Origin of the sequence: Kribbella sp. DT2 (assembly GCF_049844575.1) — a bacterium.
GTDB lineage: Bacteria > Actinomycetota > Actinomycetes > Propionibacteriales > Kribbellaceae > Kribbella.
This window is the reverse complement of sequence record NZ_JBNCLH010000006.1, coordinates 132,619-151,849: the sequence shown is the minus strand read 5'-3', so window position 1 is coordinate 151,849 and position 19,231 is coordinate 132,619. Positions and strand designations below refer to the sequence as shown.

The window sequence follows — 19,231 nt, the reverse complement described above, 5'->3', positions numbered from 1 at the left end:
GCGCTCTCTGAGAGAGTGGCCCCGCTCCGCTTCACTGTCAAGGGAACGTTCCCCGAGCGCGGTTCCGGAACTTCAGAACGCCAACAGACCACGCTGGTAGGCGATGGCCACGGCGGCGGCGCGATCCTTCGCTTCAAGCTTGGCGTACAGGTGCAGGAGGTGGGTCTTGACCGTGGCCTCGGTGATGAACAACTGCGCGGCGATCTCGCGGCTCGTGGTGCCGCGGGCGACGAGGGTCAGGACCTCGAGCTCCCGGGGGCTCAGCTTCTGGTGCTCGGGGACGGCCTTGCGGCCGGTCAGTGCGTGGGCGACTGTCGGCGAGAGCACGCTCTCTCCGCGCGCTGTCGCTTCGACGGCGCGGCGGAGCTCGGTGCGTGGGGTGTCCTTGAGCAGGTAGCCGGTCGCGCCCTCGTCGATGGCAGTGTGGATCTCGGCGTCGTCGTCGAAGGTGGTGAGGACGAGAATGCGGACGGCCGGTTGCTGGGCGCGGAGTGCGCGGATCAGGTCCGCGCCGCTCAGGCCGGGCATGCGGAGATCGAGCAGTACGGCGTCGGGTTGGTGCTGGGCCGCGATCGTAAGAGCTTCGGCGCCGTCGCCGGCTTCACCGACGACGGAGAATGCGGGGTCGCTGTCGAAGATCCCGCGCAGACCGTCGCGGACGATCGGGTGGTCGTCGACGATGATCAGGCGGATCACTCGGTCGCCCCGGCTGTCGGTGGAATGGCAGGAACAGTCGCGGAGATCGCCGTACCGCGGTCCGGTGCTGACTCGACGACGAACGACCCCGCCAACCGAGCCACCCGCTGCCGCATCACCACCAAACCGAAGCCGCCGACCGAAGCCGCCCCCGGCCCGGCGCCTTGGGTAGCTGCAGGTGTGAAGCCGTTGCCGTTGTCGTGCAGGTCGAGGGCGACGACGTCGTCCAAGTAGGAGAGCGTCACGACGACCTGCGTGGCGTTGGCGTGCTTGGTGATGTTGGCGAGGGCTTCCTGGGCGACGCGGAGCAGCGTCGACTCGACTTCGTTGTGCAGGGCAACGGGTTCGCCGGTGACGGTGAGCGTCGCCGGCACTCCCCCGGCCTTCGACCAGCCGGTGACGACCTTCTCCAGCGCGGCGGCGAAATCACTGTCCTGCAAGGGGCCTGGGCGCAGGGCGTGGATCGACCGTCTGGCTTCGGCGAGGCTCTCGCGGGCGAGACCACCGATGGTCGACAGCCGGGCGCGGCTCGTCGCCGGGTCGTCCTCGGCGGCCTCGGTCTGGGTGACGATGCCGGTCAGGCCTTGGGCGATCGTGTCGTGGATCTCGCGCGCCATCCGCTGACGCTCGCCGAGTACGCCGGCCTCGCGGGCACTGGTGAGGAGTCGCGCTTGCAGTTCCGCGTTCTGTTCGGCGAGGGCAGCGAGTTCGGTGGTGGTTCGGCGAAGCTCGGCGATGAGTTGCCGGCGGTGCTCGGACTGGTTGGCGATCGCGGTGAAGAGGAGACCGGTCGCGGAGGCGATCAGTACGGCGATCAGGAACGAGACGATCAGGTCGGCGAGGTCGTCGCCCGAACGCGGTCTGGCGAGAACGAGGATGGCGGCGGTTGCGGCAACTCCGGCGTACGCGAGTCTGCCGGGGAGGAGGGTGAAGACCTGGAGGAAGAGGCCGACGCCGGTGACGGAGAAGAGCGGGTCGGCGTGGACGAGGAAGGCGAGGATCGCGAGCATGCCGGCGAGGTAGACGAGCCGGAGCAGTAGCCGGATGGCTGGGCGGTAAAGGGCTGCCGTCCAGGCGAGGGCGAGCAGGGTGAGGAGAAGGATCGACGGTCGCCAGTTGTCGAGTAGCGCGAAGGTCGCCGGCAGGAGGAGGAACACGTACGGGAGAACGGGGAGAGCGAGCTCCCAGGCCGGCACGTCGTCCGGTCCCGTGGCGGCGTTCATGCGCGGAAGAGGCGGGCCGCGAGGGCGGTCGTGGTTACGGTGATGGCCGCCATGACGATCAGGGTAAGGGCCGACAGCGGCTCTCCGGACCAGGCGGCGCGCATCGTCTCGACGACCGGCGCCATCGGGGTCCAGTCGCCGATCGTGCGCAGCGCGCCCGAGGTCAGCTCGCGCGGGATCATCGCGCCGGACACGAACACCATCGGGAAGAACAGCCCGAGCCCGAGCAGCGTCGCGCTGCGGTTGTTCGGGACCAGCGCGCCGATCAGGAGGCCGATGCCACCGAGGCTGCTCGCGCCGAGCAGCCAGGCCAGCAGCACCTTCGCGCCGTTCGCGGGCGCGGCCAGGTCGAAGGCGAGGGCGCCGATCGCGATCAGTACCGCCGTACCGGCAACTGCCAGCAGGAGGTGCGCGATCCACTGCGCGCCGAGCAGCAGCCCGGGTGCGGCCGGCGTTGCGCGGAGCCGCTTGAGGATCCCGCGTTCGCGGTACTGCGCGATCGTGCTCGGCAGGACGACGAGTGCGGCCACGCCGATCACGAAGACGCTGAGCATCGGCACGTTCGCGTCGATGTCGCGGACGCCGCCGGGCAGCGAGTCGGAGCTGCGCATCTTGACCCAGAGCAGCACCGCGGGGAACGCGAGCGCGAAGAACGCCGACGACGGGTCCCGGACGATCAGCCGAAGCTCCACGGCGACGACCTGCAGCAGGCCTTTCACGACAGGTCCGTTCCGGACAGCGCCAAGTACGCGCTCTCCAGCGAGTCCGTCGCGGTCTCCGCGACCAGCTCGGCCGGGCTGCCGGCGGCGATCACGCGACCGTTCCCGACGACGATCACCTGGTCGCACAACGCCTCGGCCTCATCCATGAAGTGCGTCACCAGTACGACGGTCAGCCCTCGTTCCCGGAGCTTCTTCAGCATCGTCCACGTCGTCCGCCGGGCCACCGGGTCGAGCCCGGTCGTCAGCTCGTCGAGGAACACGATCTCCGGATCACCAACCAGCGCGAGCGCCACGAACAGCCGCTGCTTCCACCCGCCCGACAAGCTCCCGAACCTGACCCGTTGCTTGTCCGCCAGATCCCAGTCCGCCATCACCGTGCGCCAGTCGCCGCCGTCGTACAGGGCGGCGTACAGACGAAAGGCCTCGCCCACCTTCAACGCATCGGGGAGCGCGGACTCCTGCAGCTGAACGCCGATCCGCTGCTGCAGCCGGCGCCGCTCGGTCCACGGATCCATCCCCAGCACCCGCACGTCACCGTCGTCGCGCCGCCGCAGCCCCGACAGGCACTCGACCAGCGTCGTCTTCCCTGCTCCGTTGGGCCCCGCGATCCCGACGATCTGGCCGCGCTCGACCCGCAACGAGATCCCGTCGACCGCGGGCTGCGCCCGGTAGTTCTTCCTGAGCTTGTCCACCTCGATCACTGTCATACCTCGAGGCTCCCGTCACCCCGGGCTGCGGACATCAACCGATCGATGGACCCCCGCTCAGGAACTCGATCAGCCGCTCGGCTGTCTCGTCGGGCGCCTCCTCCGCGAGGAAGTGCCCGGCATCGACAGGCCGGCCGCGGACGTCGTCCGCCCAGCCACGCCAGATCGCCAGCGGGTCGTACCAGCTGCCGACCGCGCCGGCCGGATCCCACAGCGCCAGGACCGGGCACGCGATCTTCCGCACCCCACGATCGGCCGCGTCGTGCTCGCAGTCCAGGGTCGCCGCCGCGCGGTACTCCTCACAGATCGCGTGCACCCGCGCCGGATCCCGGAACTGCTCGACGTACGCAGCCCGGACGTCGGCCGGAAACGTCGCGGGATCTTTCGACCACGTGTCGAGCATGTGGTTGACCAGTACGTCGGGTGCCGCGGCGATCAGCTGCTCGGGGATCGGCTCGGGCGCGCCCAGGAAGGACCAGACCCAGTAGCCGAGAGCGAACTCCTTGTCGGCACGCTCGAACGCGTCGCCCGTGGGAACAACGTCCAGCACGGCGAGCCTGCTGACGCCGGCGGGATGATCGAGCGCCATCCGGTAGGCACACCGCGCGCCGCGGTCGTGACCGGCCACCGCGAAGCGGTCGAAGCCGAGAGCGGCCATCACCTCGACCTGGTCGAGCGCGAGGCTCCGCATGCTGTACGGCGCGTGGTCGGGAGCGCTCGCCGGCGTACCGCTGCCGCCGTACCCGCGAAGATCGGTGGCGACGACGGTGAACCGCTCAGCCAGCCGTGGCGCGACGCGGTGCCACATCAGGTGGGTCTGCGGAATGCCGTGCAGCAGCAGGAGTGGCGGACCCGCTCCCCCGCGCCGGCCGTGGATCGTCGTGGCCGAGGTGGTCAGCGTGAACTCGTCGAAACCCTCGAACAGGTCCATCGGTCCACCGTAGACGTCAAAAGGCCGGCGTCCGCAGCGGGACGCCGGCCTCCTGGGGTCAGGGCGAGATTCACTCCAGGCAGATCCGGAACGGGTGACCGGCCGGGTCGGCGTACACGCGCCAGCCGCGGGCGTTCTCGGCCGGTGGGGCGTCGACCGGGTCCAGCGGTTCGGCGCCGAGTGCGACGACGGCCGCGTGCCCGCTGGACAGGTCCTCGACGATCAGGTCGAGGTGAAGCTCGAGGGAGTCGGTGCCCGGCCAGGTGGCCGGAACGTAGTCCTCGGAGCGCCGGAAGGCGAGCGACGAGAAGCCCAGCGTCGACCCGGGGCCGCTGAGGCTGCGCCAGTCGTCGTCACCGTGCTCGTCGATCTCCAGACCGAACAGCGTCGAGTAGAACCGGGCGAGCTCGAGCGGGTCCGGGCAGTCCAGCACCACCGAGCCGAGCCGCCCGGCGGTACTGCCCGGCTGCTCTGCCACCTGCGTCATCTGTCCTCCAGCTTCCTTGTCAGGAGTTGGGCCTGTCCTGGTCAGCAGGCCCGGAACACCATGACAGGTCACCGGCCCGTCGCGCACCTTCCGACACGCGCTCTGCTTGTTTGCCTCGCCTCCGGCTCGGCGGGTCATGGGGCTAAACTCCCGGCCTTCCCTCGTCGCTACAGTCGCTTCGCTCCCTCCGCTCCTCAGTCCAGGCCGGGAGGCCCCATGACCGTGCCGCCAGCCACGTTCGTGAAACGTCGCGTGGACGCTCCGCCGGGGTTCTTCGAGGTCGAGGCCGCCGGACTGCGCTGGCTGGCCGTGCCTGGTGGAGTGCCGGTGGCGCCACCGCTGGAGTTCACCGCGACCAGCATGACCACGCCGCACCTGGACACCGTGCCGCCGACCGGTGCGGCCGCCGACGAGTTCGGCCGCCTCCTGGCCGTCACGCACGCCGCCGGCGCCCGCTGGTACGGCGTACCGCCGGACGGCTGGGACACCGACGGCTTCATCGGCACGATCGAGCTGCCGCACAGCCTGCGGCCGCTGGACACGTGGGGCGCGTTCTACGCCAACCTGCGCCTCCGCCCGTACCTGCGCACGGCGTACGACGCCGGCACGATCGATGCCGCCCACCTGAAGGTCTTCGAGCGCCTCTGCCACAAGCTGGAGGCCGGAGCGTACGACGACCCGGCGGAGCGTCCCAGCCGTCTCCACGGCGACCTGTGGTCCGGCAACGTCGTCTGGTGCGCCGACGGCGTCCACCTGATCGACCCGGCCGCGCACGGCGGCCACCGGGAGACCGACCTGGCCATGCTCAACCTGTTCGGCATGCCGCAGGTGGAGCGAGTCCTGCGCGCGTACGACGAGGCGCACCCGCTGGCGGACGGCTGGCGCGAGCGCGTCGACCTGCACCGCCTGCACCCGCTCCTGACCCACGTAGTCATGTTCGGCGCCGCCTACGTACCCCGCGCCCTGGCGGTCGCTCACCACTACTAACGCAGGGAGCCGTCAGAAAGCCTTGACTCGCGGTGTGAGCAGACGAACACTTCCGGTCATGACACGACTATCCCGCCCCAGTCGTCAGGTCACCCTGGCCGGTCTTGCCGCAGCCGCCCTGCTGGCGTCCCCACTGCTCCCCGTCTCCCCCGCCTCAGCCGCGCCGCAGCCGCCCCCTGCGAACACAGCGCCCTCGCTGATCCCCAAGCCCGTCAGCCAGCAGGCGCTGCCCGGTCAGAGCTTCGCCCTGCAGCCCTGGTCCCTCGTGGGCCTGGAGACGAGCGCCAAGGAGAGCCGGGCGGCCAAGAAGGTCGCCGACGGGCTCACCAGCCAGCTCCGCCGCTCCACCGGCTACCCGCTCCCGGTCATCCCGGCCGTACCCGGTCTGGTCGACGTGAAGCTCTCCACGAACGGCCCTGCCTCGCTCGGCGCGGAGGGCTACCAGCTGCGCGCCGACCGCTCGACGCTGAGCGTCGTGGCGGCCACACCGGAAGGCCTGTTCCGCGGTGTGACCACGCTGCGCCAGCTGCTGCCCGCCAAGGCGGAGTCGAAGACCCGTCAGGCCGGTCCCTGGCGCATCAGCGGTACCGCGATCTCCGACTCGCCCCGGTACGGCTACCGCGGCGCCATGCTCGATGTGTCCCGCCACTTCTTCTCCGTCGCGGAGGTGAAGCGCTACATCGACCTGGCCTCGCTCTACAAGCTCAACAAGCTGCACCTGCACCTGTCCGACGACCAGGGCTGGCGGATCCAGGTGGACAGCTGGCCGCGCCTCACGACGTACGGCGGCAGCCTGGAGACCACCGGGACGCCCGGCGGCTCGTACACCAAGGCGGACTACGCCGCGCTGGTCCAGTACGCCAGTGACCACTTCATGGAGGTCATTCCCGAGATCGACACCCCCAGCCACACCAACGCGGCGCTGGCGTCGTACGCCGAACTGAACTGCGACGGCGTCGCTCCCCCGCTCTACACCGGGACGGAGGTCGGCTTCAGCTCGCTGTGCGTCGGCAAGGAGGTCACGTACGACTTCCTGGACGACGTGTTCCGCGAGGTCGCCGAACAGAACCCGGGCGGCCTGCTGCACCTGGGCGGCGACGAGGCGCACTCCACGCCCCACTCGGAATACCTCACTTTCGTCCCGAAGGCGGCCGCGCTGGTCACCAAGCAGAACAAGCGGGTGATGGGCTGGCAGGAGATCGCCGACGCGCCGCTCCCGCCGGGCAGCATCGCGCAGTACTGGGGCACCGACGACAGCCGCTCGCAGGAGCTGGCCCGGAAGGCGGCCGCGCAGGGCGCCAAGGTGGTCATGTCTCCGGCCAACCGGGCGTACATGGACATGAAGTACGACGAGAGCACGCCGATCGGTCAGGACTGGGCCGGGCTGGTCAGCGTCCAGAAGTCGTACGAGTGGAACCCGTCGACGCTGGTGCCGAACCTGCCGGAGAACGCGATCGCCGGCGTCGAGGCACCGCTGTGGACCGAGACGCTGGACGACGTGGACAAGCTCGAGTACATGGCGTTCCCGCGGCTCCCGGGCATCGCCGAGCTGGGCTGGTCACCGGCCTCCGCGCTGGACTGGACGACGTACTCCGACCGGCTGGCCGGTCAGGGCTCGCGCTGGGACGCGCTCAGCGTGAACTTCTACCGCGCGCCTGAGATCGCCTGGCGCTAGCAGAGCGGGGCCCCGGTTCGCCGGGGCCCTACTCCTGCGGGAGGACCCGGTCCAGCAGCCAGGCGGCGTCCCGGTCCAGGTCCTGCTCCGCGATGACCACAGCGGCTACTCGCTCGCCCGCACTGATCTCCAGCCGGTAGACGAACCGGTCAGGCTGCGGGCGCCCGGTCCCCGGCGGCTGCTCGGTCAGCCGTACGGCGACGGCCTCCAGCACCTCCGCGTCCGGCTCTCCCGAGGTGTCCAGTTCGCCACTGGTCATCAATCCGGCGAATCCACCGCTGCGGCTGACTTTGAGAAACACCGAATACTCCCCGGGTCGTGGTCTGCCCAAACCTTCCCGAACCGGCGGAGTTCTGTCCAGGCCCGCGCGACACGCCGACGAATTCAGCACCACCGGCAAAGCCATCACCCGGCGTACAGGAGGAGCTGTCCCACCTTGTCGCGGACTGGAATCGCTCACAGCGCCAGGCGCCGCGACGTTTCAGCAGGTCGCCGGGGGTTTCGTTGTCTTCAAGCGGTTCCGGAGCAGTACGCCGACCGCCCACCGGGCCCGTCAGGGCCCGGTCACAGAACGTGGCGGGAGGCAACTTACCGCGACACGTGTTCGTGGTCACCCCTTCCACAGCGGCCCAGATCGGCTACAGTTATCGCGTTGCAGTTTTGGACTCCCATTGACTTTCGCTGTGCTGCATGGCCGGTTCTGTCTATCTGGGGCCTTTCGGCGACACGTGGCCCATGAGGTGTGGGTCGCGGTTTGTTACAAGCCATCAAGGAGATAGACACAAATGGCTGTCGGTACTGTCAAGTGGTTCAACGCTGACAAGGGCTTCGGCTTCATCACCCCGGATGACGGAGGCGCGGACGTGTTCGCGCACTACTCGGCCATCCAGACCTCGGGCTTCCGCTCGCTGGACGAGAACCAGCGCGTCGAGTTCGAGATCACCCAGGGCCAGAAGGGCCTGCAGGCGGAGAACATCCGTCCGATCTGATCCCCGGATCTGATCAGCTCTTCAGCACGGCAAAATCGAGCGGGCCGTCCACTTCGGTGGGCGGCCCGTTCGCCGTTCCCAGGAGCGGTTGCGGTGGGATTGAATCGGGGTACCAGTTCGGCCACAGCAGCCACCGAGGAGACCGATGACCGAGCAGGACCGTGCCCCCAGCTACAGCCGTGCCGACGAGGACAAGGGCGAGCAGCTCGACCGGCACTGGAGCGAGCTGCTCCAGGAACTCCGGCTGGCCCAGACCGGCACGCAGATCCTGTTCGCCTTCCTGCTCAGCATCGCCTTCCAGGACCGCTTCCAGGAAGCGGACGCCTTCACCCACGACGTGTACGCCGGCACGCTGGTCGCCGCCGCCCTGGCCGTCGCGCTGTTCCTCGCCCCGGTCTCGTTCCACCGGATCGTCTTCCAGCAGCAGCTGCGCGACCGGCTCGTCCCGATCGCGCACCACCTGGCCAACGGCGGACTGGTCTTCCTGATCGTCGCGATGTGCGGCGGCGTCCTGCTCGCCCTCGACGTCGTGCTCAGCCGCACGGTCGCGATCGTCATCGTCGCGATCGTGCTCGCCTGGTTCCTGGCCTTCTGGTACGTCCTGCCGACCTACGTCCGCCGTACGAGCAAGAACGGCAAGAGCTAGCGGTAGCGGGGCATGACGTCGCCGGCGACCTGGCCCAGGACGGTCTCGGTGCCGGCGTAGACGCCCTCGGCGCGGGGCCAGTGGGTGATGACGTCGGTGAAGCCGAGCGCCGCGGCGCGGCCGACGGCGTCCTCGAAGGCGTCGGCGCTGGTCAGAGCGTAGACCTGCGAGTCCAGCGACAGGTAGCGGTCGAAGGCACGCCCCTCCAGTACGTCGTCCAGCCGGTGGCTGAGGTCGGTGACCGAGCCCCACCAGCTGTCCAGGTCGTCGGCCTTGCCGCCGGTGGTCACCCAGCCGGCGCCGTGTTTGACCGCGAGCCGGAGCGAACGCGGACCGTTCGCCGCCATCACGAACGGCACGCGTGGTTGCTGGACGCAACCAGGCAGCGTGCGGCCGTTGCGGGTCTCGAAGTACTCGCCGCGATGGTCGACACCGTCCGTGGTCAGCAGCCGGTCGAGCAGCTCGGTGAACTCGGTCAGCCGGTCGACCTTCTGCCGCGGCGTCAGGTCCGGCCCGCCGAGGATGGTCGAGTCGATCCCGCCGCCGGCGCCGATACCGCACAGGAAGCGGCCGTTCGAGATGTCGTCCAGGGCAAGGATCTCGCGGGTCAGCGCCAGCGGGTGGCGGAAGTTCGGCGAGGTGACGAAGGTGCCGAGCTTCACCGACGACGTGACGAGCGCGGCCGCGGTCAGCGTCGGCGTCGTGCCGTACCAAGGTGAGTCCTGCAGACCGCCCCAGGTCAGGTGGTCGTAGGTCCAGGCGTGGTCGAAGCCGAGCTCCTCGGCCGCACGCCACTTCGGCGCGGCCTCGGTCCACCGGTACTCGGGCAGGATCGTGATTCCGAATCGCATGCTCCGCACACTAGACGGCGGAACCGACATGTGGCCGGGCCCACACGATAGTTGCATTTCTCCACGATCTTCGACACGGTCGTAAGGCAGTCCCCCCGAACCCCTGAAAAGGAGGCGCGCCGAAGCGAGGCGTGTAGCAGCTGTGGCGATCGACATCGAGAATCAGCACGTGTCCCCCGACCACGACAACGAGCACCCCGCACTCGCGACCCCGCCACCACCCGGCAGCCGAAGTCACGGCTCAGGGGTGGACAAGGTCGTCTTCGGCGTCACCGCGGTCATCGCGCTGGCCTTCGTGGCCTGGGGCTTCGCCGACTCCAGCGGACTCGGTACGGCGTCCGACAGCGCCCTGACCTGGGTCGAGCACAACACCGGCTGGCTGTTCGTCCTGCTGGCCTCGGGATTCGTCGTCTTCGTGATCTGGCTGGCCGCCGGCCGGTACGGGCGGATCCCGCTCGGCGCCGACGACGAGAAGCCCGAGTTCAAGACCGTGTCCTGGGTCGCGATGATGTTCAGCGCCGGCATGGGCATCGGCCTGATGTTCTACGGCGTCAGCGAGCCGCTGTCGCACTTCACCGCTCCCCCGCCGGGAACCGTCGAGGCCGGGTCGTCGCAGGCGCTCGAGACCGCGATGGCGACCACGCTGTTCCACTGGACCCTGCACCCGTGGGCGATCTACGCCGTCGTCGGCATCGCGATTGCCTACGGCACCTTCCGGCGCGGTCGCTCGCAGCTGATCAGCTCGGCGTTCGCGCCGCTGCTCGGCCGTCGGACCGAAGGACCGATCGGCAAGGTGATCGACAGCCTCGCGATCTTCGCCACGCTGTTCGGGTCGGCGGCCTCGCTCGGCCTCGGTGCGTTGCAGATCGGGTCCGGCGTCCAGATCCTCGGCTGGATGGACAAGGCCGGCAACGGCGTCCTGGTCGCGGTGATCGCGATCCTGACCGCGGCCTTCGTCGCGTCGGCCGTCTCCGGTGTTGCCAAGGGCATCCAGTGGCTGTCCAACATCAACATGGTGCTGGCCGTCGTGCTGGCCGTGTTCGTGTTCGTGGTCGGTCCGACCGTACTGATCCTGAACCTGGTACCGACCGCGATCGGTGACTACTTCCGCGACCTGGCCGAGATGGCCGCGCGGACCGAGGCCAGCGGCGGCGACGCGATGGCCAAGTGGCTGTCCGGCTGGACCGTCTTCTACTGGGCCTGGTGGATCTCCTGGACGCCGTTCGTCGGCATGTTCATCGCGCGGATCAGCCGCGGCCGGACGATCCGGCAGTTCGTCACCGGCGTGCTACTGGTCCCGTCGCTGGTCAGCCTGGTCTGGTTCTGCGTGTTCGGCGGCGCCGCAATCAACACCCAGCGCAACGGCACCGACATCGCCGGCCAGTCGACACCCGAGGGTCAGCTGTTCGGGCTGCTCGACACCTTCCCGCTCGCGTCGGTCGCCACGATCGTGGTCGTCCTCCTGGTGGCGATCTTCTTCGTCTCCGGCGCCGACGCCGCGTCGATCGTGATGGGCACGCTGTCCCAGCGCGGGGCGATCACGCCGAAGAAGCCGCTGGTCATCTTCTGGGGCGTGCTCACCGGTGCCGTCGCGGCAGTGATGCTGCTGGCCGGTGGCGGTGGTGCCGAAGCGCTGCAGGGGTTGCAGAACCTGACGATCGTGGCCGCGCTGCCGTTCGCGCTGGTGATGGTCGGGCTGGCGGTCGCGCTGGCCAAGGACCTGCGCACCGACCCGTTGATGCTGCGGCACGAGATCGGGACCGAGGCGGTCGAGAACGCGGTGATCGAGGGCGTCTCGACGCACGGCGACGACTTCTCGCTGGTCGTCACGGGTAACGGCGACGACGCCGTACCGGACAAGCAGGACGCCGTACCGGCTCCGAAGAAGGAGTAGGCCTTGCCGGCCCCCCGCTCGTTGAGACGCCTCAGCGAGTGGGGGTCGGGAAGTGCGCGATGCTCGTCGTGCCGAGGCTGCTCAGCCAGACCCTGCCGTCGCGCTCCCGGACGCCGGTCGGCATGTGGAACCCCGGGTGCGTGCCGCGCAGGTCGTGCACGAGCGTGCCGGCGTCGTCGTACGCCTGGATCTCGATGATGTCGGCGGCCTTCGGCTTGAGCGCGTCGGGCAGGTTCCAGACGAGCTTGCGGAGGACCGGCGCCTTCGGCAGCAGCGTGTCGAGCACGGTGTTGCGCGGTGAACCGATGGCGACCCAGATCAGGCCGTCGGAGCCGCGCGCGATGTTGTCCGGCAGGCCGGGGATCGGCGCGACGAGCTCCGGTACGGCGTCGCCGGTGGTGAGGTCGAGCTTGAAGAGGCCGTAGCCGCCGGTCTCGACGAAGAACAACGTCTGCTGGTCACCGCTCAGCGCCACGCCGTTCGGGAACGAGCGGCCGGACGTCAGCAGCGTCAGCTCGCCGTCCGGGCGGAGCCGGTAGACGCTGCCGGTCGACGAGTGCTCGAGCAGGTCGGCCATCCACTCCTCGACGCCGAAGCGGGTCGAGGAGTTCGTGAAGTAGATCGTGCCGTCGTCGGTGACGTCGGCGTTGTTGCAGAAGCGCATCGGCTTGCCGTCGATCTCGCCGAGCAGCGTGGTCACGCGGCCGTCGCGATCCATCGTCAGCAGGCCGCGGTGCGCGTCGCAGATCAGCACCTTGCCGTCGCCCAGCCACTCCAGCCCGAGCGGCCGGCCGCCGGTGTCGGCCAGGGTCGTGATCGTCAGGCCGTCCGCGCTGACCCGCAGGATGCGGCCGTCGCGCAGGCCGGTCAGCACACTGCCGTCGTCGTCGATCAGCGTGTCCTCGGGGCCCTCCCCCGGTACGGCGACGACCTCGACGCTCAGGTGCCTGGGCTGCCGGGTCGGCGGCACGGGCGGGGGCGTCCAGCGGACCGGCTCGATGCGCGACTTCATGGAGCTGAGCCTAGGGCGTGTCTCCTAATTCCCGCCGTAGCGAGCAGGTGCTCGGTGCGGTAGCTCGGAGTGCTGGAGTGAAGCCCTCGATGTTTTTCCATCGTGGGCTTTGCTCCAGTGCTCCGAGCTGCCGTGCCGAGTGCCGCGCAGTAGACGGGAATTAGGAGACACGCCCTAGAAGGCCTGGTCCTTCGGTGGGAACAGCTCGCGCGTGTCACCGCCGCGGAGCCACACCCCGATCGCGAAGGCGGCCGTTGCCTCGAGCAACCGGGCGCGGTCCAGGCCGCCGGCGTGGACGGGCTCGCAGCCGAGGTCGCGGACCAGTACGGCGACCTGGTCGAGCGCCTCCTGGTCGTCGCCGCAGATCGGGACTCCGAGCGGCCGGCCGGGCTGCGGCGCTCGCCGCCAGACGCTGTCGGCGGCCAGGTTGAAGGCCTTCACGACGCGCGCTTGCCCGGCGTACTGGTTGATGGTCTCGGCCATCGCGTCGACGGCGAGCACGACGCCGGGGTGGGTGATCGCGTTCGTGCAGTCGATCAGCGTGCGGTGGCCGAGGTCGAGGGTCTGGACGGTGGTCACCGCGGCCTCCGCCGGTACGGCGAGCAGGAGGGCGGTGCCGAAGTCGGCAGCCTGCTGGAGCGTGCCGCTGCGCACCGGCCGCTCGAGCGGGCCGTCCTCCGCCGCCTCTGGCGGCGGGCCGCTCTGGGTGCTGAGCTGCTCGGCGAGCTTCCGCGCTCGCTCTGGCGACCGGCCGCCGATGAAGAGCTCGTGGCCGGCCTTCGCCCACCGGCCGCCGAGGGCTTCGGCCATCAGGCCGTTGCCGAGGATCCCGATCCGCATTCTTCCTCCAAGGTGTCGGAGGCCGTGACGCTAGCCGGGACGAAACGCACCTCCCGGTGCCCAACGCCCGGTGCACACTGGGTCGGTGACGAAGTTCTACGCGGACTGCCAGGCCCGGATCGCCGCCGACCTGATCAGCGGCACCTGGCCGATGGTGGTCATCTACTCGCTGTCCAATGGGCCGGCGCGTCCCGGCGACCTGCGGCGCAAGATCGGCGGCATCAGCCAGAAGGTCCTCACCGAGACCCTGCGCCGCCTCGAGCACAACGGCATCGTCGAACGCCGCCGCTACGCCGAGGCCCCGCCGCGCGTCGAGTACTCGCTCACCGCCGCGGGCCGCGACCTGCTGATCCCCATCGAGGCCCTCGGCGACTGGGCCGCCCGGCACGCGTCGACGGTCCTGGAGGCGCAGGAGTCCGCCTGACGCCCTACTCGCCGGTGGCGCCGTCCAGGTGCTCGCGCAAGAGGTCGGCGTGGCCGTTGTGGCGCGCGTACTCCTCGATCATGTGCGTCACGATCCACCGCAGCGTGTACGACGTACCTTCGTCGACGGCCACGTGGTCGGCGGGGACGCCGGCAATCGCCGTACGGGCTTGTGCAACGGCGTCCTGGTAGCGCTGGAGGTCGTCGGCGTACTGGGAGGGGTCGAGGTCGGACCAGGACGCGTCGGGAGTCTCCTCGGTCCAGTACGGGTACGGCGCCGGGGTGCCGCTGAACGGGGTCACCAGCCAGCTGAGCTCGTCCTCGGTGAGGTGGCGAACCAGGCCGTGCAGGGTGAGCTTGGAGGGGTGAAGCGCGGGGGTGCCGAGCTGCTCCGGTGTGAGGCCCTCGACCTTCCACAGGAAGGTGCCTCGCTGGAAGTCGAGGAAGCCCAGCAAGGTGTCGAGCTCGTCGGCGACGTGCGGGGGCTCGGGGCGTCCGTTCAGGTCCATGCCCGGACGCTACTCCGGGGGTGTACCGGAGGGGTCCTCCGATCTGGGCGTTAGGATTCAGGTCATGACATCGACTGAGTCCACCGATCGCCCCTATGCGAGCTTCCCGGTTCGCATCGGTGTTCAGATCCAGCCCCAGCACGCGCAGTACGCCGACATCCGCCGGACCGTGGCGAAGGTCGAGGAGCTCGGCGTCGACGTGGCGTTCAACTGGGACCACTTCTACCCGCTGTCCGGTGAGCCCGAGGGCCTGCACTTCGAGGCCTGGACGATGCTCGCGGCCTGGGCCGAGGCGACCGAGCGGATCGAGTTCGGCGCCCTGGTCACCTGCAACTCCTACCGCAACCCCGAGCTGCTCGCCGACATGGCGCGCACCGTCGACCACATCAGCGACGGCCGGCTGATCTTCGGCATCGGCTCGGGCTGGTTCGAGAAGGACTACGACGAGTACGGCTACACGTTCGGTACGGCGGGCGGCCGGCTCGACGCGCTCGGCGAGGCGCTGCCGCGGATCGAGCAGCGCTGGGCCAAGCTCAACCCGAAGCCGACCCGCGACATCCCGGTCCTGATCGGCGGTGGCGGCGAGAAGAAGACGCTGAAGCTCGTCGCCCAGCACGCGACCATCTGGCACGGCTTCGGCGACGCCGAGACGATCGCGCACAAGCACGCCGTACTGGACGGCCACTGCGCGACGATCGGCCGCGACCCCGGCGAGATCGAGCGCTCCGCGGCGGTCGGCGACAAGAGCCCCGAAGAGGTCGGCAAGGCGATGCTCGACGTCGGCACCCGCCTGTTCACGATGAGCAGCTCCGGCCCCGACTACGACCTCGGCCTGGTCCGCGACTGGCTCGCCTGGCGCGACGAGGTCAACGCCAAGGCCTGATCCCCCACCTGTGCCCGTGCTCACGACGAGCACGGGCACGGTCGTTTCTACCGGAAAGTGTCGGCCGCCTGCTGGATGCGGGCGTGATGGTCCTTCCACCACTGCTCGTCGTGCTGCATCATGTTCGAGTTGCCGGCGAGCAGACCCGCGGCGCCGTCGAGCCCCTCCCGCAAGATGTCCGCGTGACCCGCGTGCCGGTTCACCTCGGCCAGGACGTGCACGAGGATCCCGAACAGGGTGACCTCGTTCTCGCCCCACCACGGCACGGAGCCCGTCGAGTCCAGCTCCAGCGCGTCGATCGTGGCGTCGGCGTGCCCGATCACCCGGCGGTACAGGTCGACCAGCTCGTCGCGGGACTCGTCCGCGGTCGCCCAGTTCTTCTCGGTGTCGTCCTTCCCGAACGGCAGCTCCTCGGGGAATGGGCGCCCGAAGGTGTCACCGAAGTACCCGCCCTCGATCAGCGTCAGGTGCTTGATCAACCCGAGCAGGTTGGTCCCGGTCGGCGTGAGCGGCCGGCGGACGTCGTACTCGGACAGGCCCTCAAGCTTCCACAGCATCGCCTCCCGGGCGAAGCGCAGGTACTCGTGCAGCCGGGATTTCTGATCGGTCGTCGTCACGGTCGACACCCTAGGGCGGGGTCCGGGTCGTGGCCGGAGCTTCGCTAGGATTTCCCGCATGTCTACGCTGCCTACGAACGGTTCGGTGCTGCCCATCACGCGGTGGGGTGAGGACGTGATGCACCGGCTGAACCAGCCCGTCACCGACTTCGGCGACGACCTGCGGAAGCTGGTCGCCGACATGGTCGCGACGATGAACGCCGCCGAGGGCGTCGGGCTGGCCGCGAACCAGGTCGGCGTGGACCTGCAGTTGTTCGTGTTCGACTGCCCCGACAAGGACGGCAACCGGCACCAGGGGGTGGTCTGCAACCCGAAGCTCGACCTGCCCGAAGGCAAGGACCGCCGCCTCGACGAGGGCGAAGAGGGCTGCCTGTCGCTGCCCGGCGCCTTCACCAAGTGCGCGCGCCCCGACTTCGCCCGTGTCACCGGCGTCGACGAGCACGGCGAACCGGTCGCGTACGAGGGCGACGGCCTGCTCGCCCGCTGCCTGCAGCACGAGACCGACCACACCCAGGGCATGGTCTTCGGCGACCGCCTCTCCCGCAAGTACAAGCGCCGCCTGTTCGCCGAGGCCGAGGAGCTCGCCCCCGACTACCCGACCGACTGGCCGATCTCCCCCATGCTCAACCCCGAGGAGCACGAGGGCCAGCCGGTCGCCGAGTAGAAACCCCAGGCGTCCGTCGCCAACCGGTGGGACCATCGACACAGGACTCTCCTGTGAGGTGACGCGATGCGCGCACTACCGCCGTACGAGCGGCGGGCGGTTGAGGTGGATCTGCCGGTGGTTGTCGCCTGGGTGGCGGAGCGGCCGGAGTTGCGGGCCGAAGTCGTGCTGGACTGGTTGAAGTTTCTGGCGGGGACCGGGTCGATGCGGATCGTGGTCTACGTGCGGGATGCGGCTGACGTACGGCGTACTGAGGTGGAACTGGCCGCCCTGATGCGCTCGCCGGAGCGGCTTCGGGTGTGGGAGTGGACCGGGGTTTCGGACGAGCGGCGGCGGGTGCAGCAGACCGTCATGCGGTTGCGGAACGCCGAAGGGCCGGGGATCGCGCGGGTCACCTTCAGTGTGAGCGGTGGGGAGAGTCGGCTGGTGGAGGTGAGTCTGGACCGGTGGGATCCGGAGTATGCCGCTGAGTTGGAGGCGATTCGGCCGGGGTGGGTGCAGGTGTCGCGGGAGCCGTTCGACGGGGACTGGCACGACAGCGGGCGGTGACCGTTGCTGTTGGCAACTGTCACCACCCGCCTGCAGCTCTGGAACCGCGCGAGGGGTCGGCCGTCCGCGGTCAGGCCTCGGTCAGCGGCGTGGACGGGTCGCCCAGGCGGGAGGGATCGACCTGCCGCTGGGAGCGGATCAGGTCCTGGGTCGGGGCGATGCCGTCGTCCCACTGGTTGATGTGCATGCCGGCGACGACGCGGCGGTCGGCGAGCCAGAAGGCGTGGAACGCTTGCTTCTCGACGTCGCCGCGGGTGACGAGCTGGTCGTAGCCGCCGCCGATCCAGCCGGAGAACTCCATGCCCACGTCGTACTGGTCGGTGAAGAAGTACGGCAGGTGGTCGTAGCTGACGTCCTGGCCGAGCATCGACTTCGCCGCGGCCGGGCCGCCGTTGAGGGCGTTGTCCCAGTGCTCGACGCGCAGACGCTCGCCGTAGAGGGGGTTCTGGATGTTCGCGACGTCACCGACGGCGTACACGTCCGCGTCGTCGGTGCGGAACGCCGCGTCGACGACGATGCCGTTGTCGACGCTGAGGCCGGCCTGCTCGGCGAGCTCGGTGTTCGGCCGGGCGCCGATGCCGATCACGACGACGTCGGCGGCGTACTCGCTGCCGTCCTCGGTGAGCACGGCCTCCACCTTGTCGGTACCGCGGAAGCCGGACACGCTCTGCCCGAGGCGCAGGTCGACGCCGTGCCGCAGGTGCAGGGACGCGAAGAACGCGCCCATCTCCCCACCGAGCGCCGCCGCGAGCGGCGTCTCCTGCGGCTCGATGACCGTCACATCGCAGCCGTACTCACGGGCCGCGGCCGCGGTCTCCAGCCCGATCCAGCCGGCGCCCACGACGACGACCCGGCCGCCGGCGCGGATGGCGTCGCGCAGCTTGTCCGACTGGCCGATCCGGCGCAGGTAATGGATCCCGTCGAGCTTGACGCCGTCGACCTTCAGCCGTCGCGGTGATACACCGGTCGCGAGCAGGAGCTTGGTGTAGCCGATCCGCTCGCCGCTGTCGAAGGTCACCTCGTGCGCGGCTCGATCCAGCCCGGTCACCCGGTCACCGAGCACCAGCTCGACGTTGTGCTCGCTGTACCAGCTCTCGTCGTGCACGAAGGACTTCGCGCGCTCGTCCTTGCCCAGCAGGTACCCCTTGGATAGCCCCGGCCGCTCGTACGGCCGCTCCCGCTCGTCACCGATCAGGACCACGCGCCCGTCGAAGCCTTCCGCCCGCAAGCCCTCCGCCGCTTTCGCCCCCGCCAAGCTGGCCCCGACGATGACGTAGCTGGATCCGCTGCTCATGAATCTCCTTCTAAAGACGATTGCTGTCGACTTTAGAAGTCCGAGACACCGCAGTCAACGGCGGCAGGCCTACCAGCGGGACGACTCGAGGTCGTTCTCGAGGATGGTTTCGACGGACTGGTCGGGGGTCTGGTGGGTGGTGTCGAGCCAAAGGCCTCGGTGCGGAGTGTCTTCGAGGCTTTTCTGGAGGGCACGGACGGCGTCGGCGAGGGTGCCGCCTGGGGGTTGCCAGTCCCGGTACGACGTGGAGCCGCGGCCCAGTTCGCGGTCGACGATGGAGTCGACGGACGGAACGAGGACGACGAGGTGCGGCTCGACGTCGTGCAACGCGGTGAACCAGCGTTCCACGTCGGCGCCGAGGATGATGTCGGAGCAGGTGAAGTCGAAGCCCGCGTCGGCGTAATGCTGGGCGATCTTGGCGGTGGCGGCGTACCGGAGCTCCAGCTGGCGCACGGCTTCGGGTGCCGGGTCGGGAGTCATGCCGACCGCGCCGGCGACGACGCCGTGGTGGAAGACGTCGCCGTCGAGGGTCGCGGCAGGTGGGCCGAGCCGCGACGCGAGCAGTGGCGCGATGGTGGACTTGCCCGCGGCCTGCATGCCGGTGATCAGAACGACTTTCCGCATGCGGCCAA

The 19,231-nt window shown here is 69.6% G+C and carries 23 protein-coding genes; 9 read left to right on the top strand and 14 right to left on the bottom strand.

Translation table 11 applies throughout. The annotated features are described in order from the left end of the window. Positions 1–72: 72 nt before the first annotated feature. The 6 genes from ACLQ2O_RS25325 to ACLQ2O_RS25300 form a co-directional block, all read right to left on the bottom strand. A complete protein-coding gene (locus tag ACLQ2O_RS25325; protein ID WP_425835575.1) occupies positions 73–696 on the bottom strand; it encodes a response regulator in 624 nt (207 codons plus the stop codon). Continuing rightward, positions 693–1,919, bottom strand: a complete 1,227-nt coding sequence (locus ACLQ2O_RS25320) for a sensor histidine kinase (RefSeq protein ID WP_425835573.1) — start codon at positions 1,917–1,919, stop codon at positions 693–695. Before ACLQ2O_RS25320 ends, ACLQ2O_RS25325 begins: the two co-directional genes overlap by 4 nt. After that, entirely contained in the window at positions 1,916–2,638 is a 723-nt protein-coding gene (locus ACLQ2O_RS25315; protein ID WP_425835571.1) for an ABC transporter permease, read from the bottom strand. The genes ACLQ2O_RS25320 and ACLQ2O_RS25315 overlap by 4 nt, the downstream gene beginning before the upstream one ends. Beyond that, positions 2,635–3,348: an ABC transporter ATP-binding protein gene (locus ACLQ2O_RS25310; RefSeq protein WP_425835569.1), complete on the bottom strand. Its 714-nt coding sequence runs from the start codon at positions 3,346–3,348 to the stop codon at positions 2,635–2,637. The genes ACLQ2O_RS25315 and ACLQ2O_RS25310 overlap by 4 nt, the downstream gene beginning before the upstream one ends. Before the next feature lie 34 nt (positions 3,349–3,382). Then, a complete protein-coding gene (locus tag ACLQ2O_RS25305) occupies positions 3,383–4,279 on the bottom strand; it encodes an alpha/beta fold hydrolase (RefSeq protein ID WP_425835567.1) in 897 nt (298 codons plus the stop codon). A 70-nt stretch (positions 4,280–4,349) separates the two neighbouring features. Continuing rightward, the gene (locus ACLQ2O_RS25300) at positions 4,350–4,766 is read right to left on the bottom strand and encodes a VOC family protein (RefSeq protein ID WP_363677778.1); all 417 of its coding nucleotides are present in this window, start codon (positions 4,764–4,766) and stop codon (positions 4,350–4,352) included. A gap of 216 nt (positions 4,767–4,982) precedes the next feature. Between ACLQ2O_RS25300 and ACLQ2O_RS25295 the strand changes: the two genes are divergently transcribed. Both ACLQ2O_RS25295 and ACLQ2O_RS25290 read left to right on the top strand, forming a co-directional pair. After that, positions 4,983–5,753, top strand: coding sequence for a fructosamine kinase family protein (locus ACLQ2O_RS25295; RefSeq protein ID WP_425835565.1), 771 nt, complete (start codon positions 4,983–4,985; stop codon positions 5,751–5,753). 58 nt (positions 5,754–5,811) lie between these two features. Then, the gene (locus ACLQ2O_RS25290) at positions 5,812–7,428 is read left to right on the top strand and encodes a beta-N-acetylhexosaminidase (RefSeq protein ID WP_425835563.1); all 1,617 of its coding nucleotides are present in this window, start codon (positions 5,812–5,814) and stop codon (positions 7,426–7,428) included. A 28-nt stretch (positions 7,429–7,456) separates the two neighbouring features. Here ACLQ2O_RS25290 and ACLQ2O_RS25285 read toward each other — a convergent pair whose 3' ends face one another. Continuing rightward, positions 7,457–7,729 (bottom strand): protealysin inhibitor emfourin, encoded by a 273-nt coding sequence (locus ACLQ2O_RS25285; protein ID WP_425835561.1) that lies wholly within the window; start codon positions 7,727–7,729, stop codon positions 7,457–7,459. 484 nt (positions 7,730–8,213) lie between these two features. On the opposite strand from ACLQ2O_RS25285, the gene ACLQ2O_RS25280 reads away from it, so the two are divergent. Next, positions 8,214–8,417, top strand: coding sequence for a cold-shock protein (locus ACLQ2O_RS25280; RefSeq protein ID WP_012921273.1), 204 nt, complete (start codon positions 8,214–8,216; stop codon positions 8,415–8,417). A gap of 145 nt (positions 8,418–8,562) precedes the next feature. Next, positions 8,563–9,063 (top strand): DUF6328 family protein, encoded by a 501-nt coding sequence (locus ACLQ2O_RS25275; protein WP_425835558.1) that lies wholly within the window; start codon positions 8,563–8,565, stop codon positions 9,061–9,063. Here ACLQ2O_RS25275 and ACLQ2O_RS25270 read toward each other — a convergent pair. After that, on the bottom strand, positions 9,060–9,914 hold the full coding sequence (locus ACLQ2O_RS25270) for an LLM class flavin-dependent oxidoreductase (RefSeq protein ID WP_425835556.1): 855 nt from the start codon (positions 9,912–9,914) through the stop codon (positions 9,060–9,062). The genes ACLQ2O_RS25275 and ACLQ2O_RS25270 overlap by 4 nt on opposite strands. 142 nt (positions 9,915–10,056) lie before the next feature. On the opposite strand from ACLQ2O_RS25270, the gene ACLQ2O_RS25265 reads away from it, so the two are divergent. After that, entirely contained in the window at positions 10,057–11,808 is a 1,752-nt protein-coding gene (locus tag ACLQ2O_RS25265; protein WP_425835554.1) for a BCCT family transporter, read from the top strand. Between the two features lie 31 nt (positions 11,809–11,839). Here the strand turns inward: ACLQ2O_RS25265 and ACLQ2O_RS25260 are convergent, their stop codons facing one another. Continuing rightward, complete coding sequence (locus ACLQ2O_RS25260) at positions 11,840–12,820, bottom strand: SMP-30/gluconolactonase/LRE family protein (RefSeq protein WP_425835552.1); 981 nt, start codon at positions 12,818–12,820, stop codon at positions 11,840–11,842. 174 nt (positions 12,821–12,994) lie between these two features. Next, the gene (locus tag ACLQ2O_RS25255) at positions 12,995–13,660 is read right to left on the bottom strand and encodes an NADPH-dependent F420 reductase (RefSeq protein ID WP_425835550.1); all 666 of its coding nucleotides are present in this window, start codon (positions 13,658–13,660) and stop codon (positions 12,995–12,997) included. An 85-nt stretch (positions 13,661–13,745) separates the two neighbouring features. Here ACLQ2O_RS25255 and ACLQ2O_RS25250 point away from each other — a divergent pair, with 85 nt between their 5' ends. Next, positions 13,746–14,084 carry a winged helix-turn-helix transcriptional regulator gene (locus ACLQ2O_RS25250; RefSeq protein WP_425835548.1) on the top strand — a complete coding sequence of 113 codons (339 nt, stop codon included), beginning with the start codon at positions 13,746–13,748 and terminating at the stop codon, positions 14,082–14,084. Positions 14,085–14,088: 4 nt separating this feature from the next. On the opposite strand, the gene ACLQ2O_RS25245 is transcribed toward ACLQ2O_RS25250, so the two are convergent. Then, complete coding sequence (locus ACLQ2O_RS25245; protein ID WP_425835546.1) at positions 14,089–14,592, bottom strand: DinB family protein; 504 nt, start codon at positions 14,590–14,592, stop codon at positions 14,089–14,091. 64 nt (positions 14,593–14,656) lie between these two features. Between ACLQ2O_RS25245 and ACLQ2O_RS25240 the strand changes: the two genes are divergently transcribed. Beyond that, positions 14,657–15,475 (top strand): LLM class F420-dependent oxidoreductase, encoded by an 819-nt coding sequence (locus ACLQ2O_RS25240; protein ID WP_425835544.1) that lies wholly within the window; start codon positions 14,657–14,659, stop codon positions 15,473–15,475. Positions 15,476–15,522: 47 nt separating this feature from the next. Here the strand turns inward: ACLQ2O_RS25240 and ACLQ2O_RS25235 are convergent, their stop codons facing one another. Continuing rightward, entirely contained in the window at positions 15,523–16,092 is a 570-nt protein-coding gene (locus ACLQ2O_RS25235; protein WP_425835542.1) for a DinB family protein, read from the bottom strand. 58 nt (positions 16,093–16,150) lie between these two features. Between ACLQ2O_RS25235 and def the strand changes: the two genes are divergently transcribed. Next, entirely contained in the window at positions 16,151–16,756 is a 606-nt protein-coding gene (def, locus tag ACLQ2O_RS25230; RefSeq protein ID WP_425835540.1) for a peptide deformylase, read from the top strand. Between the two features lie 66 nt (positions 16,757–16,822). Beyond that, positions 16,823–17,305, top strand: coding sequence for a hypothetical protein (locus tag ACLQ2O_RS25225; RefSeq protein ID WP_425835538.1), 483 nt, complete (start codon positions 16,823–16,825; stop codon positions 17,303–17,305). A gap of 70 nt (positions 17,306–17,375) precedes the next feature. On the opposite strand, the gene ACLQ2O_RS25220 is transcribed toward ACLQ2O_RS25225, so the two are convergent. Together ACLQ2O_RS25220 and ACLQ2O_RS25215 are read right to left on the bottom strand one after the other, a co-directional pair. Continuing rightward, a complete protein-coding gene (locus ACLQ2O_RS25220) occupies positions 17,376–18,599 on the bottom strand; it encodes an NAD(P)/FAD-dependent oxidoreductase (protein ID WP_425835536.1) in 1,224 nt (407 codons plus the stop codon). Positions 18,600–18,668: 69 nt separating this feature from the next. Next, positions 18,669–19,223, bottom strand: a complete 555-nt coding sequence (locus tag ACLQ2O_RS25215) for a phosphotransferase-like protein (RefSeq protein WP_425835534.1) — start codon at positions 19,221–19,223, stop codon at positions 18,669–18,671. Between the last annotated feature and the right edge of the window lie 8 nt (positions 19,224–19,231).

Excerpts from the sequence above, each read along its gene's own strand:
- ACLQ2O_RS25320 (WP_425835573.1), bottom strand. The coding sequence starts at position 1,919 with ATGAACGCCGCCACGGGACCGGACGACGTGCCGGCCTGGGAGCTCGCT.
- ACLQ2O_RS25310 (WP_425835569.1), bottom strand. The coding sequence starts at position 3,348 with ATGACAGTGATCGAGGTGGACAAGCTCAGGAAGAACTACCGGGCGCAG.
- ACLQ2O_RS25305 (WP_425835567.1), bottom strand. The coding sequence starts at position 4,279 with ATGGACCTGTTCGAGGGTTTCGACGAGTTCACGCTGACCACCTCGGCC.
- ACLQ2O_RS25300 (WP_363677778.1), bottom strand. The coding sequence starts at position 4,766 with ATGACGCAGGTGGCAGAGCAGCCGGGCAGTACCGCCGGGCGGCTCGGC.
- ACLQ2O_RS25295 (WP_425835565.1), top strand. The coding sequence starts at position 4,983 with ATGACCGTGCCGCCAGCCACGTTCGTGAAACGTCGCGTGGACGCTCCG.
- ACLQ2O_RS25290 (WP_425835563.1), top strand. The coding sequence starts at position 5,812 with ATGACACGACTATCCCGCCCCAGTCGTCAGGTCACCCTGGCCGGTCTT.
- ACLQ2O_RS25280 (WP_012921273.1), top strand. The coding sequence starts at position 8,214 with ATGGCTGTCGGTACTGTCAAGTGGTTCAACGCTGACAAGGGCTTCGGC.
- ACLQ2O_RS25275 (WP_425835558.1), top strand. The coding sequence starts at position 8,563 with ATGACCGAGCAGGACCGTGCCCCCAGCTACAGCCGTGCCGACGAGGAC.
- ACLQ2O_RS25270 (WP_425835556.1), bottom strand. The coding sequence starts at position 9,914 with ATGCGATTCGGAATCACGATCCTGCCCGAGTACCGGTGGACCGAGGCC.
- ACLQ2O_RS25260 (WP_425835552.1), bottom strand. The coding sequence starts at position 12,820 with ATGAAGTCGCGCATCGAGCCGGTCCGCTGGACGCCCCCGCCCGTGCCG.
- ACLQ2O_RS25255 (WP_425835550.1), bottom strand. The coding sequence starts at position 13,660 with ATGCGGATCGGGATCCTCGGCAACGGCCTGATGGCCGAAGCCCTCGGC.
- ACLQ2O_RS25245 (WP_425835546.1), bottom strand. The coding sequence starts at position 14,592 with ATGGACCTGAACGGACGCCCCGAGCCCCCGCACGTCGCCGACGAGCTC.
- ACLQ2O_RS25240 (WP_425835544.1), top strand. The coding sequence starts at position 14,657 with ATGACATCGACTGAGTCCACCGATCGCCCCTATGCGAGCTTCCCGGTT.
- def (WP_425835540.1), top strand. The coding sequence starts at position 16,151 with ATGTCTACGCTGCCTACGAACGGTTCGGTGCTGCCCATCACGCGGTGG.
- ACLQ2O_RS25225 (WP_425835538.1), top strand. The coding sequence starts at position 16,823 with ATGCGCGCACTACCGCCGTACGAGCGGCGGGCGGTTGAGGTGGATCTG.
- ACLQ2O_RS25220 (WP_425835536.1), bottom strand. The coding sequence starts at position 18,599 with ATGAGCAGCGGATCCAGCTACGTCATCGTCGGGGCCAGCTTGGCGGGG.
- ACLQ2O_RS25215 (WP_425835534.1), bottom strand. The coding sequence starts at position 19,223 with ATGCGGAAAGTCGTTCTGATCACCGGCATGCAGGCCGCGGGCAAGTCC.